This window comes from Streptomyces violaceus, from assembly GCF_036014075.1.
GTDB classification, from domain to species: Bacteria; Actinomycetota; Actinomycetes; order Streptomycetales; family Streptomycetaceae; genus Streptomyces; species Streptomyces violaceus.
On sequence record NZ_CP107911.1, the window covers coordinates 5,606,639 to 5,622,952 of the forward strand.

Below are 16,314 nucleotides of genomic sequence, written 5' to 3' on the forward strand. Positions count from 1 at the left end.
GCGCGAGCTCACCACCGGCTCCCGTGCGGGGGCGCCCCATAGCAGGTGGCCGCCGCCGTTCCTCCGGGCGCAATGCCCGGTGGACGCGATTCCATGATCCGCTCGCGCAGTATCTCGGGCAGGGTCGGCGGAGCACGACCGTGAGCGCGAGGCGGTCAGTTCACTCGGACGTCGTTGTAGGCCCAGCCCGGCCCGGGCGGTCCGCCGGCTGACTCCGTTCCCTAATTCAGGACGAACTCGCTGGAATTGTTGCCTCAGAGGCGTATCTCGAGTTCTTGGCGCGGAAGCGCACCAGGCGCCGGTCGGCGCTCACGGCTGAGGCGGGCGGGATCAAGGTGAAGGCCATTACGATCTTCGATGGGTCAGCCGAACCGTTCCGCACGACCGCCTGCACGTCGCTGTGGCTGTCCCCCTCCACGACGGGGTACAGAAGTGCCACCCCTGTCCTAGACCCGATGCTCTCACTTGGGCGCGCCTCAGCCGGCGAGCGCGCAGCATCGATCAGGCGTTGTGCCGCAGTGCGGTGTTCGACACTGGCGATGCGACCGAAGGACTTCTTGCCGGCCTGTCGGCTTCGGCGGGCGAGGGACAGCGGCAGCGAACCGAGCACGCGGGCCTCAATGCGCGTGTTCGCGGCCAGACGAGGGGAGATGAGGAGCCAATCGTCCACCTTCGCAAGCGTGCCGTCGAGCTGGCTGAGGTACGTCAGGTGCGGGTCGAAGTGTCCTGGACGTTCCCATTCGAGCTGAGACAGCACGCTGACGAGGTCACTGTGAGAGACGGTTCCCGTCAGCGCATCGAAGGTTCGCGTGAGCGAGCTGGAATTGTCCGGCGGATTTGTGAACGTAGCTGGCGCTGAGTTGAGCGAGTCCAGCAAGGGACGCCAGCGCTCAGCGTTCCGCTTGAGGACCGCGTTGTTCTCTGGGTACGCCGCAGGCTCAATGGGGCGGCCAGGTGACCGGATCTCCACCAACTCCGCGTTGAACATCTTGTTGCGGGCCGAAGGCCTGATCCACGGCAGGTGCTGTGCCACAAGGGGAGGCACTTGCATGGGTGTTATCTGAGGCTGTCCATCGACCACTACGGCGTATTGGGCCAGCTGCTCCCGGAATGTCTCCTCGTCGCGGCAGATCGCTTCGTAAGCCTCGTGCAGATCGGCGTACCTATTGCGGCCGAAGGGCTCCTCCCGTCCGATGTAGAGCCGGACCAAGTCCCGGTAACCGGGCCGGAAGCCGAACCAGCGCCCCATTTGCATCAGGGTGTCCGCCTGCTGGGTGGTGCGCCGGTAGTAGGTGATGGTCAAGCCTTCCACGGTGAAACCGCGAGAGAGCTTTGTTCCGCCTACCAAGATTTTCCATACGTTTGGTGTCCGGTCGAAGTCGAGGTTCAACTGGTCGAAGTAGCGGTCGGAGTCCCCATTCACGACGATGACTGGCTGACCTCCTGAGCCGATGCGCTGGCGTGCGGCATTGACGTAAGGACGCAGTTCCGCATAGGAGGCAGGAGCGGGGAGGTCTGACGCGCGTGCCTCACTGACTGGAGCGAAGTCCGAAGCCCAGAGCGCGGAAAGGCGTTCGTGGCCTGCGGCCGAACTGTAACCCGCCTGATGCCACATGGAATTGATGCACAACGCGAGGTCCGCGTGATCGTCCTTCCGTACCGACTGATGAGCGAGCATCGTGTGGTGCCGGAACGGGCCGTCATCCACGCCGTGGTCCGCCCGGTACAGCTTCAGAGCGCCAGACAGGACGAAGGCGTCCATGGCCTCTTGGAGACGGTCACCCGTTGACTCGCAGATGTCCCGGATGTGCGCCCTCTCCTGGGAGTTGGCGTACGTGCGCTCATCCCGAGGCATCGCCGAGTCCAAGTCGTGGAAGTCCTGGGCGCCCATGTAACCGGTGGGGCGAGGAAGCGAGACTAGGAAATCGCTGGGGAAGATGTCCTCGTCGTCACCGGGGTCAACGAAGACGTTGGCGAAAGGTGTAGCCGTGTAGCCAACGTACTGCGCTCGAGGAAGCAGCTTCAGGAGCTGGGAGAGCAGCCCGTTGATGGCCGTGCGTTCCGTGCTGCCTTGCTCCCACTTCTTGGGGTCCAGGGTGTTCACGGACGCCTGGTCGGACTCGTCATCGATGATCAGGGCGGGCAGCTCACCGAGCAGCCCGTGAATCTGCTTGAGGTCCTTGACGAGCTTGGTCAGAACAGACTTGTTCTTCTTCACCACGAGCACGCGGGCCGCTGCGTGGTGGAGGTTCGCCGGATCGTGCAGTGGGCGGGTCGGTTCGCGCTTCTCAAACTCAAGAGCCCTGATGCCTTGCGCAAGGCTCTTGTAGTCATTGTCGCGAGTAGTCAGACGCTCGATGTCGAACGCACCGAGCACAGATGGGCGTGCGCCGTGCTGGACGAACTGGTCCCAGTCCGCGTCGTCGTCGCCTACATAGTCCACGCCTACGAGGGAGTCAAGGTCCGTGATATCCGCCCCTCGCAGGATGTTCTCCTGCCCGATCAGCTCCATGTCGAGGCGGCGCTGGGTCTGAGCACGCAGCATGTTGAGCGTCCCGCCCAGCACGATGACGAGGCGGTAGCCAGCGTCGATCGCCTTAGCGGTGACGCCAGTGAAGTTGGCTGTTTTGCCTGACTGCACGTATCCGACGACCAGGCCCTTCGCCTGCCGAGCCGTCGGCTGCTCTGGATCGGTGAGGCGTTCAACAACTGCCCGGCTTGCCTCATCGAGGCTTGCGATCGCCGCGTCGGACCACCCCTTGGCGCGGAGCTTCTGCTCGTACGACGTCCAATAGAAGGAACGGGCGGAACTGCGCTCAGGGGTGTACCAGGGGATGAATTCACGTGTGATCACGGTGGGGCCCGCGATCTTCGCTACGGGTACGGCGTCATCTAGCGCCTTCCGCAAGTCATTGCCAAACCGCAGCCGGTCATAGACGGCTGTACGGCGCTCATCGGTGCGGGCAGGTATTGCTAGCGCCCACTGAGGATCTTCGGCGAAGTCCCAGGCGGTGAGGTGACGGCTCCACAGAGCTCTGAGGGCCTCGTCGCCGTTGACGAGGTAGGTGCGAAACACTTCCTCGCTCAGGTCGGCGTCCGGATAGTCCTCGTCGGCGGCGACTGCGGCCCAACGCGAGAAGTGCCGGGGGACGTTCAGCATGCCGGCCAGCGCGTGGGTGTGAATGTCGAGGAGCACGTTGGCTGGGATGTCACTCATGTGGAGAAGTCCTCAGTCCGCATCAGGGTGAAACAGGAATGACTGCGCGTTGGTGTCAGGAGAGTTGTTGCGCACGCCGCGTGCGCTGGGCATCCACGGAAGCCAGAAGGATGGTGTTCCAGTAGTCCAGACGGTCTTGACGACTACGTTCCCAGCGCCCCAGGCCGAAGCAGTCCTCAAGAAGCAGGTACAGCAAGGTCTTCGTGACGGGGGCGTCGTTCGCGCCGCCGCGCCTGCCGTCGTTGAAGTCCTCCCGGTATGCCTTGTTGACGATGACCGCATTGTTTTCGCGGTCAAGGTCGAAGAACTGGTTGGGGGGAAGCGCACCCCAGGTGAAGGTGATCGGTTCCTCGCCCGGTTTCTCAGGCAGCTCTTCCTTGATGACTCGCTTGACTTTGGGATCCAGGCCCTTGCCCGGGGGAGTGACAGACTTGCGGATGATCTCGTTTCGCCTCGAACCGTCCCTGTAGGCAGTCTCGGCGTCGAGCAGGTAACTCCGGAATGTGTGCCCCTTAGAGTCCACCGCCTTATCGAGGCCGTCCGTGAAGGCAGGAGTGACTGTGACGCTCTCCTTCTTCACATCGAGGCTCAGAACGTTGTTCTCGCGGGACGGAAGGTCGACAGCGACCCGGGCGAGAACATGGTGCCCTTCAGGGTTCCGCCAGCCGTTCCATCCTCCAGCCTGTACGAGGCGGTCGTTCCGGTAGAAGTAGAAGCCTTGTCGTTCCGTGAGTGAACCGATCTGGCGGAACCCCGCCTGCTTGGACTTGGCAGGCCAGATGTGGCCGGTGAGGCGCAGGTCCCCCAGGCCTTCCACTGGGGCCATGAACTCCCGGGGGTAGCCCGGCTTGCCCGGCACCTTGTACCCGAACGGGTCCAGGGCTTCTACGGCGATGTGGTCCACCTCCTCGCCGAGGCCGCGCTCCCCGCAGTTCACGTCCCACACTGCTATGTCGAGTTTCAGACCGCGCTGCAGATACCGGTGCAGGTAGAGGCCAAGGTGGGTCTCAAGGCGGGAGATCGCCTTGGACAGGAACTGGTCGCTCTGGCCGCGCGCGACTGTCTCAAAGGCCCGCACGCCATCCCAGCGCACGATGCTTCCCTGCCACTCGATGACCCCGTCGTAACGGTCTACGAGATTCTGCGCGTACCGCGGGTCGACGGTGTCGCAGCGGAAACTGTCCTCGATGCCCTCTGCGGTAAGGCGCCGCCCGGCAGCTCGGCTGCGCCTGGTGCGGCTGACCACGGTGAGTGATGAAGCATGGGAGAGCGAAGCGGCCTTGAGGCCTGTGCCGTACATCCCGAGGGCGCCTTCGCCGTAGTCACGGCGGTGCCCCACCGTCATCGCGGCATCCAGTCCCTCTTCGTCCATGCCAATGCCGTTGTCGATGATCAACAGCGTCAGGATCCGGTCGGCATCACGCAGGAAGTGCACGACGACCTTGTCGGCGCCGGCGTCGATGGAGTTGTCGATGAGGTCAGCGACGGCGACCTCGAAGCCGTAGCCCTGGTTGGTCAGAGCCCTGCCGTAGCCCGCATCTGGTGGCAAGTGCGCGCTGCCGGTCGTGGGGACGTCGTACTGCCAATCGCTACCAGGCTCGTAGGGCATGCTTCCTCAAAATGCACAGGTCGGGACCTGCTCACGAAGTAGCAGCCCCTTACATCCAACGGAGAGTGTGACGGTACTGCAAAGGTTGGACATAGGGGGAGGTGAGAGCTGAACAGGGGCGATAAATCCCTTATCTTTCAACAGCTTTGGCCATGGATATTCCTTGAATATCCTGCTTTTTACCCAACTGCGTTCTGAGGCGGGCTGTGCGGAGTCCGGGCCGCGTGCGGGAAGTTGGCGGTGGTGCCAGGGCCAGGTGCAGGTTGGGGCCGCCCGCTTCCTGGCCAGTGTCGTGCTTCCACGGCCCGCCTCAAGGGCGCTCCAGCACGGGAGAGAAGCGAGCGGGCGGCCCAGGAGGGCCGGGGGCATCGGGTCGTCGTCCAGCGGCGAGTTGTCCAGGCACTCTCGGGGTGCAGGGCGCATCAGCGGTTCAGGGCACGCCAGGTCGGCTTAGCGGCGTTCGGCCGGTGGTCGAGGTGCCAGGGTGAGGCCAGCGCGCCGGTCGGCCGCGTCGGGAGGCCGACCGTGCGCGTCATGAGAGCTGCGCTGTGGCGAGGATGTCCGCGATGCGGGCCCTGGTCTCGTCGTGTGGTTCCGCGCGACCTGTGATCCAGGCTGAGACGGTGGCGCGGGTCGTGCCGACCTGGTCAGCCAGATGCGCCTGCGACATACCCGCTCGACGCAGTTGGTGCCCCAGCCATGGGCCGAAGGCCTCGCTGTCCTCGGTGGGAGGAAGTGAGGTGTGCATCTTCTGCGGGGCTCGGCTATGCGTCCGAGCCGTGGCACTGGCCGTAGGGCTGGCCCGAGCCGCACCAACAAGCCGCCCCCTGCTGCGGCGGCCAAGCCACAGCCCGCCCCCGGGCCGCCAGTGTCGTGGCGTACTGGGGGAGCAGCGTCGCGTCCGACGGGGAGGAGAGCTCCGATGCTGCGAACGCCTCGTACGACGGGACCGTGCCTGTGACGATGCCGAGGTTGGGGGTGCCGGAGGAAGCCAGTTCTCGGAGGGCGGACTCTATGGTCGCGAGGTGGGTCTCGTGGGTCGGGTACTCCGTGGAGAGTGACGGGTACGTCTCCAGGAGTTCCGTGAGTTCCGTGGCCGGCCAGTGCAGGATCGCTACCGGGAACGGGCGCGACAAGGCCTCTCTGTAGGCGCCGAGTTCTGCTCGGAGGCGGAGGATCTCGGCCTCGAGTTCTGCCGGGTTCTCCGAGCCCAGGGACCAGACGCGCTTGGGGTCGTGGAGTTCGTCCAGGGTGATCGGGAGGGAGTGGACCGTGTCCGCCAGGGCGTCCCATTCGTCGTGGGACTCGCCCAGCATGCGCCGTACGCGGTGGCGGCCGAAGAGGAGGGGGTGGGTGGCGTAGGGGGGCTCCGGGACGTCCGTCAGGAGGCGGTGCACGGCCTCCGTGTAGGTCTCGTGGGCCGCTTCCAGTTCGTCGTGGGACTCGAGGGCTTCCGCCACGATGACCCAGGGGGCCGGGTCCTGGGGGGACGCCGAGCGGACGCCCTCGATGATCGCCCTGGCCTCGGCCTCGTGGCCGTACTCCCAGAGGTTCGAGGCCTTGAGCGCCCGTACCAGGTGGGGGTTGTCCAGGTCGGCCGTGGAGGACAGCAGACGGTCGTAGAGCGTGGACGCGGTGGGGCGGTCGCCGGAGAGTTCCAGGTGGGCCGCGGCCCGTAGGAGCAGGGCCTCGGCGTCCTCGGGATACAGGCCGGCGGTCCGCTCCAGGCGTGCCGCTTCGGCGGTGTGGTCGACGTTTTCGGCAGGCGTGTCGGGGCGCATGGGGGACACCGTACTGCCGGGAGGTGACGAGCGTGAGAGATGTGCAGGCCAGACCGCTGGCCTGCGCGGATTCCCCATGCCTGTCATCCGGGCTTTACAGATCGCCCCGAACCGCCGCCGTGCCGTTCGCCGGCCGTCGGCCTACAGCGTCACGCCGTCCACTTGGAGCGTTTGGACCGACTTCGCCGCGAAGGGGACGCTTACGGATTTTCCGTTCAGGCGAATGTCCGAGCGGGGGGTGTAGAGGTCGCCGCCGCCTGTCGTGACCGTGTTCCAGCGGGGGACCAGGCCGCCCGAGCCGCCCGTCACCGTCGAGAAGCGGGAGAGGTCGAAGGTGAGGGTCTGGGCCGAGGTGGAGGTGTTGACCGCTACCAGGACCAGGCGGCGGGAGGTCGCGTCGTATGCCGCCACCGCGTAGCTGACGCCCGTGTCCAGGATGGTCATGCCGGGGCGGATGTGGCGGCTGAACTGGGCCAGTACGTAGTGCTTGGTCTGGACCGTGGTCGGCTGGAGGGTGTTCGCGTCGTAGGCGATCATCGCCCAGCCCGCCGACGGGTCCATGACCTGCCAGTAGCACCACGCCGTGGGGTGCAGCCAGCGGAAGTCGTAGCAGAGGTTCGAGGCCAGGGTCAGGCCCGTGCCGTCGCTGTCGCCCGTCTCGGAGTTCCACAGCTTCTTGCGGGACGTCGTCACCACGTCCGTGTAGAGGAGGTCGCGGCGGCCGCCCGAGCCCTGGTAGCCGTGCACGTTGACCTGGGAGACCAGGGCTTTGGTGGAGGAGTTGAAGGACGCCCACGTCGAGCGGGCCGTGTCGTAGTTCGTCTCGTCCGAGGCGGCGATGCGGAGGCTCGTGAGGCCGCGTTTGTCCAACTCGCTGCGCATGTACGGGAGTACGGCCGCCTGGACCGCGGGGTCCATGTGGCAGCCCTCCTGGGTGCCGGTCGCGGTCCACCAGGTGGAGGCCGGCTCGTTGAAGGGGTCGACCGTCGCGAAGTTCACGCCCCAGTTGTTCTTCGCGTAGAGGGCCGTCGCCGCCAGGTGGGAGGCGTGCTGGCGGTAGTTCCAGGTCTGGAGGTTGTTGCCGCCGCCCGCCGCTCCCGAGGGGTTGTGGTTGGCGCACATCCACCACATCGGGGAGTTGGCGAACAGCTCGGTGATCGCGCCCCGCTGTGTCGCCTTCACCAGCATCGCGCGCTGGTTGGCGTCCGCCGACCACTTCCAGGCCGAGGAGGTGGGGTCCTCGTTGTTCCAGTCCTGCCAGAAGCCCTCGATCTGCTTGAAGGCGGGGATGTTGGGGGACTTGGCCATCGTCTCGCCGCCGACGCTGTTCCAGCTGCACGCGCCGAGGTTGTAGCGGGCGATGTTGAGGCCCAGGCCGGGCAGGGAGCGGCCGTTGTACGTCACCGACTTGGTGGTGAAGAAGAGGTCCGCGAAGTCGTCCCGGGCGCCGAAGACGTTGGCCCACCAGGCGAGGGAGGTGCCCCAGCCCTCCCAGGTGCCGTAGGTGGTCGAGGGGGTGACGGCGATGGTGGCGTCCGCGTGCGCGGTGCCGGTCGCCAGGGCGCTGCCGAGGAACGTACCGCCTGCTGCGGACAGCAGGGTTCTGCGTCGTATCACGGCTCCTCCGTAGGGGAGTTCAGGGGATCGTGGGGGCAGGCGCCGGTGCCCCCGGCCCAGGCGTCGCGGGACGGCCCGTCCATGGCATCGAGAAGCATCGGGTGTGACGGATGGGTTGTCGAGAGTTGTGACGAACCTTTCTCAAACCCGTGTACGAAGTCTCGGACGCGGTCGAGGAGGTGATCCTGTATAACGAACAGCAGGACATACGCACGTACGGGAGGAGGGGCCGTCGATGATCCGCAGTTGGGCGAAATCGCGTCCCGTTCTCGTGCTGCTCTGTCTGGTCCTGGGCGTGGCGCTGCTGGACACCGGCAGCCTCACCGCCACCGTCGCCCTCGCGGCGACCGCCGCGGCCGGAGCCGCGCTCGCGGTCTGCGCCCTCGTCGCCTCGCGCTGCGCGCCCGCCGTGCCCCGCACTCGTGTGCGTACGGCCATCCGCGACCGTGACCTGCGTACGGCCTTCCTGCCGCAAAGCGACCCGGACGCCAAGGGGCGCCCCCGGCCCCGGGCACCCGGACACGCCCTCCGGACGACCTTCGCGTAGGGGCACCATCACGTAGCTGACCCCGCGTGGGTCGTCATGCCGCCATGACCGCATTCCGGCACGACGAGACCCCCGGAGGGCTCACGCATGTCCGTCTTCGCCAACCTGGTCGAGCACCTCGCCGACCTGCTCCAGCCGTTGTTCGGCGCCTCCGCGGCCGCCGCCGCGATCGTCCTGTTCACTGCGCTCGTACGACTTCTCGTCCACCCCCTGTCCCGGGCCGCCGCACGCGGCCAGAAGGCCCGGACCGCGCTCCAGCCGAAGATCGCCGAGCTGCGGAAGAAGCACGGGAAGAACCCCGAGAAGCTGCAGAAGGCCGTACTGGAACTGCACGCCGAGGAGAAGGTGTCGCCGCTGGCCGGCTGCCTGCCCGGGCTGCTCCAGGTGCCCGCGTTCTTCCTGCTCTACCACCTGTTCTCCAGCGACACGATCGGCGGGCGGGCCAACGAGCTGCTCGGCCATGAGCTGTTCGCCGCGCCGCTGGGTGAGCGGTGGACGGACGCGCTCAGCGGGGGCGGGGCGCTGAGTGGCGCGGGGCTCGTCTACGCCGGGCTGTTCGTCGTCGTCGGGTGCGTCGCCGTGTTCGGTTACCGGCTGAGCAAGCGCATGATGGCCGCCAATCCGGCCGTGCAGGTCAGTGGCGGGGAGCAGGTGCCGGGCGTGGGAGCGGTGACCAAGGTGATGCCGTTCATGTCCTTCTTCACGCTCGTCACCGTGGCGGTGGTGCCGCTGGCCGCCGCGCTGTACGTGGTGACCAGTACGACGTGGAGTGTGGTCGAGCGGGCTGTCCTCTACAGGTAGTCCCCCTATGGGTGTGGTCCCCCGATGACGGCCCCCGATGACGGTCCACTACGTGAACTGGGTATTGCGGAGTGGACTCCCAGCTTGGAGGATCGACCAGTCCTCCGATGGCTGCCCCCCGCCGCATCCGGGTCGCACGCATCGGTCGGGCGCCCGCGATCGAGGGAGACGTGATCATGAAGCTGCTGCGAGTCGGTACGGCGGGGGCGGAGCGGCCCGCGCTGCTCGACGCCGAGGGGACCCTGCGGGACCTGTCGGGCGTCGTCGCGGACGTCGACGGCGCGCTGCTCGCCGACGAGGCCGCGCTCGGCCGGGTCAGGGCCGCCGCGGACGCCGGTGAGCTGCCCGCCCTGGACGCCACCGGGCTGCGGATCGGACCGCCACTGGGCCGGATCGGCAAGATCGTCTGCATCGGGCTGAACTACCACGACCACGCGCGCGAGACGGGCGCCGAGCCGCCCGCCGAGCCGGTCGTCTTCATGAAGGCTCCGGACACCGTCGTAGGGCCGCACGACACGGTGCTCGTGCCGCGCGGGTCCGTGAAGACCGACTGGGAGGTCGAGCTGGCCGTCGTCATCGGGCGTACGGCCAGGTATCTGGGGTCCGCGGAGGAAGGGCTCGCGCATGTCGCCGGGTACGCGGTGGCGCATGACGTGTCCGAGCGGGAGTTCCAGATCGAGCGGGGCGGGACCTGGGACAAGGGGAAGAACTGCGAGACGTTCAATCCGCTCGGGCCGTGGCTGGTGACGGCGGACGAGGTGCCGGATCCGCAGAACCTGTCCCTGAAGCTGTGGGTCAACGGGGAGTTGAAGCAGGACGGGACGACCGCGGAGCAGATCTTCTCGGTGGGGGAGGTCGTGCGGTATCTCAGTCAGGTCATGACGCTGTATCCCGGGGATGTGATCAATACCGGGACGCCGGCGGGGGTGGCGCTGGGGGAGCCTGAGCCGAAGCCGTTTCTGCGGGCCGGGGATGTGGTCGAGCTGGAGATCGAGGGGCTCGGGCGGCAGCGGCAGGAGTTGAAAGACGCCTGAGGGTGCTGCGGTTGCTTCGAGGCCTGGCGGTTGTCAAGGGTTGCTCGTGTCCACGCGGCGGAACCCCTCACTGACACGGTCCTGCGCCCTCGAGGCGACCGCCCACCTACACCGACTCACCAGGCACATGGATGTCGGAATTGCCGACGCCGTCCAATCCGAGGGCATTATGCTGCACGCGACTCAACTGATGACGTGCGAGGTGCCCTTGAGCAGGCTACTGGATGTTTTCGAGACTCTGGTTTCTCCAAGTTATCGCATCTTTGGGCTGGTTGACACGAGTGTCGATACGTATGCACCACATGCGGATCGCACGAATTGGATTCTTACCGCCCCTGGCTTGATTTATCTGCAGGTGCCGCCCCAAGTAATTCGGGCGTCCGTGCGGTTGGAGAGTTGGTCAACCGCCCCTCCGGCAAGCGATGCCCAGTGGTCCGGCGCGGAGGACGTGGAAGTGGAGCTCCCCAGCGGCGACCTTGCGCTGGAAACCATCGACGGAGGGCAGAAAGAAGTCCCCCTGATCCTCCCTTCGTCCGGCTTGTACCGGATGCGATGGCAGTGGACATTCAATCGTGCAGGCGGACCTTTCACCTCCCCGTTGGCTGGACGCCGGGAACCCTTGCCCATGCCGCCGGGGCACGAAGAGAAACTGAATGGAGCAGAGCAATACTGCCTGGTCCAGATCTGGCGCACAGCCGCCAGTGAAGAGACTGAGTGAAAGAAGCGCGGGGCCGGTCTGGTGGACCGGCCCCGCATGATGACCATCTCGGACCAGATGTCCCGGTCAGCCGCCGATGACGACTATGAACGGGTCATGGCTAAGGATCCGGTCATTGTCGTACCAGGCGCCGAGACGCCGGCCGGCTTCTTGGTTCTCGTCCGAGTCGATGTAGCGGACGGAGAAGTCGTTGCGGTACGGATCACCCTCGTACTGGTAGCGCGCAGCCCCCTGGTAACTGGAGGCGAAGGGGAATTCGTCGCAGTCGCGCTGCTCGCCTGCCGTGGGTCGACCCGGGACGGCGGCGTTGTTGCACGTGGAGGAGACGACGGAGCGGTTGGCGTCGTAGCGTGCCTGCTCGCTCGGCCCGAAACCCGGGACGAGGCGGTGCATCGGGTTCAAGGCACTCCCGCCGGGCAGCTTTTTGTCGCTCTTCGTCGGGTAAGTGCTGCCCGGGTTGTCAAGAGCGTCGCCGATGTGGTCCGCGACCGCGGCTACTCCGATGTAGGGCTCCACGGGAGCTGTGGCATCGGACTTGTCGCTCCGGTCGTAGCGCAGGGCGGGGGTGACATCGGGGAAAACAGAACCCGCCTTTGCTCGTACGTTGTAGGCGGCGCTGTCGAAGCGAATTTCACCCTGCTCGCCCTCGGAGGGTATGACCTGGGAGTAGCCAGGGATCGTAAACTTGAGGACCGGAGTGAACAGACCCGTGGCGATCTGATCGCCGTTGGCGACGTCGGGCAGCTTGGGAGCCAGCGACCACAGGTCGAACTTTGTGTCGCCGTTGTACTTCCACTGGCTGGGTGGATCACTGCGGCCGGTATTGAGTCCCGGCTGGCAGGCTTCCTCTGCCGTGGGGTTGCCCGGAACTCCGATGTCCCAGTCTCCCTCGCACTCCAGCTTCGCTTCCAACTTGGCGCCGACCTTGTTGAAATCGCCGCTGGATATGAAGACATCCACATTGAAGTCGAATTCGGCAAAGCGGGTCAGCGTGCTGCCGTTCAAGCCGCCTATCTGTCCACGGCCGATCAGGGTGTTGGTCGAGATGAAGGTGCCTTGCAGATAGCAGCCGGGGGGCCACAACCCACATTTGATCGCCGGCATGACCGTCAAGGTCTCCTGGCAGTACGAGAACCGGTTCTTGATCCACCCGGCCGCGTTGTCCGAGTCATCGGCGTCGTGGCATTCGTCGACGTCAGCGATGTATTCGTACGGATCCTGGCCGTTGTTCTCGGGCTTGCGGCCGCGGTTGAATCGCTGGCTGGGAACGGTGTACGTGCGCTCCCAGGCAGCCCTTGTCCCGGCAGTCGGCGTCTTTGTCGTGCCAGGCGCCACCTTGGATGGGTCAGACGCAGTCTTGGCCGCGGCAGACTGCTCAGCGGAGCGGCCGGTGCGCGGTTTGATGCCGATCGCTTCCAGATTGCCGTCCCTGTTCAGGACTTGCTCAACCTGGGCCGGGTTGGCGATCAGTGCGGGATCGTTGATCGTGTAGGTGTCGCCGGGCTGAAGATTGGTGGGAACACCGGCGGCGGCGGTCTCCACGACGAAGGTCCGCCATGGGGACCAGCCCAGGTTGTAGTGGGTGCCGTCGTAGGCGTTGGTGCGGAACTTGTACATCTTGCCGTCGACGAGCTGCCCGTTCGGGATCTGCGCGGTCACCCACTCGCCGGGCGTGACGAAGTCGGAGACGAGCACGCCGTCTCCGGCCGGCGTGGTGATCGGCTTGTTGTTTTCCGCGTCGTAGACCTGGAAGCTACCGCTGACCTTGTCGCCGTCCGCGTCCGCGAACTTGTCCCTGAGCGTAGGCGTGAGGGTGTTGACACCCCACACATCGTTGTAGGTCTTGAAGGGCGGACCAGCCTGCTGCGCCGTGCCGTCGGATGGACGGTAGTTATAGGTCACGGTCAGCTTCGGCTGATTCGTGGTGGCGTTGCCGGAGTTGACGCGTTTCCAGGCGCGGGTGTCGTCGGTGGCCGCGCGCAGGCCCATGTAGCCCCGGGTCGCCTTCGCCGAGGCCCAGGTCTGCACGAGGGTGTCGACGTCGGCGTTGATCCACCCGTCGGGCTGTGTGCCGGCGCAGTCCGGGTTGCCGCGAGTCTGGGTCGAGGAGTGGTACTGCTGGTTCCAGGTGGGCTGGTTGGTCCACCGAGACGAGGTGGATGCCGCGGTGGTGTCCCAGACGGTCCACGACTCGGCGGTGCACTCGGTGTTGCCGGAGTGGAAGTTCCACAGCGCCAGGTTCGTGTCGATAATCAATGCGTCCTGGATGGGCGTGGTGTTCCAGTGGATGAAAGACCGGGCCACGCGGGTGGTGCCGTCCGGGTTGGTGGTGCCGGGGTTGCCAAAGTCGAGTTCGGTGTCGGCAGACCAGTCGACCGTTTCGCCGCGCTGCACGTAGGTGTCGAAGGTGGAGGCCAGAGCGGAGGTCGAAGGGTCGACCATGACCGGGTACTGGGTCTTGGGGTCGGCGAGGAAGTCCGCGCTGGGCGTGACGACCAGGTCGATGCGCCCTGTGCCCTTGTTCACGACCTTCATCGCGACGCGGGCCCGGCGGGTGTGCTCGCCGGACCTCTTGTCCACCGTGGCGTCCCACATGACCGGGGCGGGCATCGTCGCGCGCCGTTCACCGGTCTCGGTGTCGGTGAACGTCACCGACCCGTCCTTGTTCGCCTTGGCTTGCAGCCCCTTGGCCTTGACCGGCAGTGTGTAGGAGTAGTCGCCGGAGGGCTTCTTGCTGATCTCCACATATTGCTCGAAGCCGGTCCGCGTGGCCTCGACGAGGACGTCGGCGCCGGGTACGGCCTCCCGGTAGCGGGCGGTGGTGCCGTTCAGCTCCGGCGCGGGAAGACCGCCCTTCCACTGCAGCGTCACAGCCTGGTCGCCGGTGCCGAGGGTGACGAGATCGCGCGGGGCGGCGTCCTTGGCGGCGGCCAGCGAGCGCGGCGCGGTTCCGTTCCTGCCTGCCAGGCGCAGCCCGTTGGGGTGCTCCTTGGCCTTCACAGTTCCGTCGCCGGCCCTGGTCAGGGTGGCGTCGACCTTGCGCCACTTGCCCGCCCGCCAGACCCGCTCGGGCCCGGAGGTCAGCTCGGTGGTCAGGGTGCCGTCGGGGTTGGCCATGGTGTAGGTGGTGGCCGTCGTCTCGTCGTAGGCGACGACCTTCTTGCCGGTCTTGTTCGCCTCGGCGAGCGCCCACGCCTTCGAGCCTTTGGCGTGCCGGGCCGTCCCTTGCGCGCCGGCCTTGTGGATCTCCGATGTGGACGGCTGGGAGGCCTTGGCCGGCTCGCCGGCCCTCTCCGGGGCGGGAGCCGCAGCGGCCTGGCCGGCCGCGGCGATGCCGAGCTCGGCGATCAGCAGCAGCGCGGCGGCTGCCGCGAGCCTGTTACGTCTTCTGCGTCTTTGCGTGGTGGGTTGGGTGGATGGATCCACGAGGTGCCGTGTCCTTCCCGCTAGGTCAGACTCAAACGCCTGTACGAAAGCCGCACGGACGGCAGAACTCTAGACAGGGAGATCAACACTCATGAAGCTGATTTCAGGACGCGCTGAATCCTTTCAACTCGCCTGTCGGAGTGCGCACTTGGCGGCTTTGGTGTCGACAGGGGGTGCAGCCCCTGTGGCCGCTGTGGCTGAAGGTTGACCTTGACGAGAAGCTGCCGGGTTCTGATTTCCGAGACCGGGTGAGATGCGGCTTCTCAGGCCCTGGTCGGGACATGGCAGAGCGACTCGAAGGACAGTGCCATCGGCCTCACGTATCGCTTCCGGGCCGAGGGCGGCTACGCGTTCGTCAGCATCCGTGTTCGCCGCGCTCGTTGCTGCGGCTGTGATGGCCGGTGTACTTGCGGCGTCGTTCGGCCTCATGCCTGCGCAGGCCGGCCGGGGCCGGACCGCCGTCTCGTTGTCAGGGATCTGCAGGGCGAACCAGAAGCGCCCGGCCTGAGCCGGGCGGCATTCCAAAGCGATGGGACGGTGCTCAGCTCCCGCCCATTTCAGGATGTGATTCCTCCCGGGCGTGAACGCCCGGGGTTCCTGGCAAGAACAGGCTGAACTACGGGACCCGCGGTGATCACGTCGTGCGCCCCGCGATGGTCAGCGGCCCGGCCGAGGGAGGCGGCCCTCAGCGCGTTCCTCACGCCAACAGAGAAGCCAGTCGGCGCCATTCCTTCCGCGGGAGGGCGTCTCGGGGCTCGTCGTTGATGAGCTGGAGGGCGATGTGGTCCGCGCCTGCCTCGAAGTACGTGTCGATCTTGGCGCGGATCGCCGTGTCGTCGCCCCACGCGAACAGTGCGTCGACCAGGCGGTCGCTGCCGCCGTCCGTCAGGTCGTCCTCCGTGAAGCCGTGCCGGAGGAAGTTGTTGGTGTAGTTCTGCAGCGGGAGGTAGATGCCGAGGAACTCGCGGGCCAGGGCGCGGGCGCGGGCCGGGTCCGTCTCCGGGACGACGCCCAGCTCCGGGGCCAGCAGCGGGGCCTCGCCCAGGATCTCGCGGGCGTGCGCCGTGTGCTCCGGGGTGACCAGGTACGGGATCGAGCCCGCCGCCCGGTCGCGGGCCAGCCGGAGTGACTTCGGGCCCAGGGCGGCGAGGAGGCGCCGGTCCGCCGGCACACCGGCGGCGTCCAGGCCGTCGAGATGCTCGACCAGGGCCGAGTAGGGGCGGGCGTACTGCTCCACCCGCTTGGCGTGGCTCACCCCGAGGCCCAGCAGGAACCGCCCGGGGTGGGCCGACTCCAGCTCCGCGAAGGCCGTGGCGGCGGCGTCCGGCTCGTGCTGCCAGATACTCTGGATGCTGGTGCCGACGGTGAGCCGGGAGGTTGCCTCGATCAGCGGGGCGGCGTTGGCGGCGGAGCTGTTGCCGCCCAGCCAGACGGCGCCGTAGCCGAGTTCCTCCAGTTCGGCGGCGGCCTCGGTGAGTTCGGCGCGCCGGTCCGGGTCCTCCGAGCGCAGGCCTACGCTCCAGATGCCGTACCGGCCGACGGTTTCCTTCAGGGCGGTGGTCAT

11 protein-coding genes are annotated in these 16,314 nt (G+C 66.7%); 4 read left to right on the forward strand and 7 right to left on the reverse strand.

The window, feature by feature from the left end:
- Positions 1-226: 226 nt before the first annotated feature.
- The 5 genes from OG542_RS25365 to OG542_RS25385 all read right to left on the reverse strand — a co-directional run bounded on the left by OG542_RS25365 (position 227) and on the right by OG542_RS25385 (position 8,224).
- Positions 227-3,217: a Z1 domain-containing protein gene (locus OG542_RS25365; RefSeq protein WP_328413775.1), complete on the reverse strand. Its 2,991-nt coding sequence runs from the start codon at positions 3,215-3,217 to the stop codon at positions 227-229.
- A gap of 55 nt (positions 3,218-3,272) precedes the next feature.
- Positions 3,273-4,826, reverse strand: a complete 1,554-nt coding sequence (locus OG542_RS25370) for an ATP-binding protein (protein WP_328413776.1) — start codon at positions 4,824-4,826, stop codon at positions 3,273-3,275.
- Between the two features lie 532 nt (positions 4,827-5,358).
- Positions 5,359-5,574 carry a helix-turn-helix transcriptional regulator gene (locus OG542_RS25375; RefSeq protein ID WP_328413777.1) on the reverse strand — a complete coding sequence of 72 codons (216 nt, stop codon included), beginning with the start codon at positions 5,572-5,574 and terminating at the stop codon, positions 5,359-5,361.
- A gap of 16 nt (positions 5,575-5,590) precedes the next feature.
- The gene (locus tag OG542_RS25380; protein WP_328413778.1) at positions 5,591-6,607 is read right to left on the reverse strand and encodes an SEC-C domain-containing protein; all 1,017 of its coding nucleotides are present in this window, start codon (positions 6,605-6,607) and stop codon (positions 5,591-5,593) included.
- 141 nt (positions 6,608-6,748) lie between these two features.
- Positions 6,749-8,224 (reverse strand): glycoside hydrolase, encoded by a 1,476-nt coding sequence (locus OG542_RS25385; RefSeq protein ID WP_328413779.1) that lies wholly within the window; start codon positions 8,222-8,224, stop codon positions 6,749-6,751.
- Positions 8,225-8,459: 235 nt separating this feature from the next.
- Here OG542_RS25385 and OG542_RS25390 point away from each other — a divergent pair, with 235 nt between their 5' ends.
- From OG542_RS25390 to OG542_RS25405, 4 genes are all read left to right on the forward strand, one after another.
- Positions 8,460-8,771, forward strand: a complete 312-nt coding sequence (locus tag OG542_RS25390; RefSeq protein ID WP_328413780.1) for a DUF6412 domain-containing protein — start codon at positions 8,460-8,462, stop codon at positions 8,769-8,771.
- 87 nt (positions 8,772-8,858) lie between these two features.
- Positions 8,859-9,572, forward strand: coding sequence for a YidC/Oxa1 family membrane protein insertase (locus OG542_RS25395; protein ID WP_328413781.1), 714 nt, complete (start codon positions 8,859-8,861; stop codon positions 9,570-9,572).
- 176 nt (positions 9,573-9,748) lie between these two features.
- On the forward strand, positions 9,749-10,606 hold the full coding sequence (locus tag OG542_RS25400; RefSeq protein ID WP_328413782.1) for a fumarylacetoacetate hydrolase family protein: 858 nt from the start codon (positions 9,749-9,751) through the stop codon (positions 10,604-10,606).
- A 127-nt stretch (positions 10,607-10,733) separates the two neighbouring features.
- The gene (locus OG542_RS25405; RefSeq protein ID WP_328413783.1) at positions 10,734-11,324 is read left to right on the forward strand and encodes a hypothetical protein; all 591 of its coding nucleotides are present in this window, start codon (positions 10,734-10,736) and stop codon (positions 11,322-11,324) included.
- A 66-nt stretch (positions 11,325-11,390) separates the two neighbouring features.
- Here the strand turns inward: OG542_RS25405 and OG542_RS25410 are convergent, their stop codons facing one another.
- Together OG542_RS25410 and OG542_RS25415 are read right to left on the reverse strand one after the other, a co-directional pair.
- Positions 11,391-14,441: a DNRLRE domain-containing protein gene (locus OG542_RS25410; RefSeq protein WP_328413784.1), complete on the reverse strand. Its 3,051-nt coding sequence runs from the start codon at positions 14,439-14,441 to the stop codon at positions 11,391-11,393.
- A 1,006-nt stretch (positions 14,442-15,447) separates the two neighbouring features.
- Complete coding sequence (locus tag OG542_RS25415) at positions 15,448-16,314, reverse strand: LLM class F420-dependent oxidoreductase (RefSeq protein WP_328413785.1); 867 nt, start codon at positions 16,312-16,314, stop codon at positions 15,448-15,450.

Excerpts from the sequence above, each read along its gene's own strand:
- OG542_RS25365 (WP_328413775.1), bottom strand. The coding sequence starts at position 3,217 with ATGAGTGACATCCCAGCCAACGTGCTCCTCGACATTCACACCCACGCG.
- OG542_RS25370 (WP_328413776.1), bottom strand. The coding sequence starts at position 4,826 with ATGCCCTACGAGCCTGGTAGCGATTGGCAGTACGACGTCCCCACGACC.
- OG542_RS25375 (WP_328413777.1), bottom strand. The coding sequence starts at position 5,574 with ATGCACACCTCACTTCCTCCCACCGAGGACAGCGAGGCCTTCGGCCCA.
- OG542_RS25380 (WP_328413778.1), bottom strand. The coding sequence starts at position 6,607 with ATGCGCCCCGACACGCCTGCCGAAAACGTCGACCACACCGCCGAAGCG.
- OG542_RS25390 (WP_328413780.1), top strand. The coding sequence starts at position 8,460 with ATGATCCGCAGTTGGGCGAAATCGCGTCCCGTTCTCGTGCTGCTCTGT.
- OG542_RS25395 (WP_328413781.1), top strand. The coding sequence starts at position 8,859 with ATGTCCGTCTTCGCCAACCTGGTCGAGCACCTCGCCGACCTGCTCCAG.
- OG542_RS25400 (WP_328413782.1), top strand. The coding sequence starts at position 9,749 with ATGAAGCTGCTGCGAGTCGGTACGGCGGGGGCGGAGCGGCCCGCGCTG.
- OG542_RS25405 (WP_328413783.1), top strand. The coding sequence starts at position 10,734 with ATGGATGTCGGAATTGCCGACGCCGTCCAATCCGAGGGCATTATGCTG.
- OG542_RS25410 (WP_328413784.1), bottom strand. The coding sequence starts at position 14,441 with ATGGCCAACCCCGACGGCACCCTGACCACCGAGCTGACCTCCGGGCCC.
- OG542_RS25415 (WP_328413785.1), bottom strand. The coding sequence starts at position 16,314 with ATGACCACCGCCCTGAAGGAAACCGTCGGCCGGTACGGCATCTGGAGC.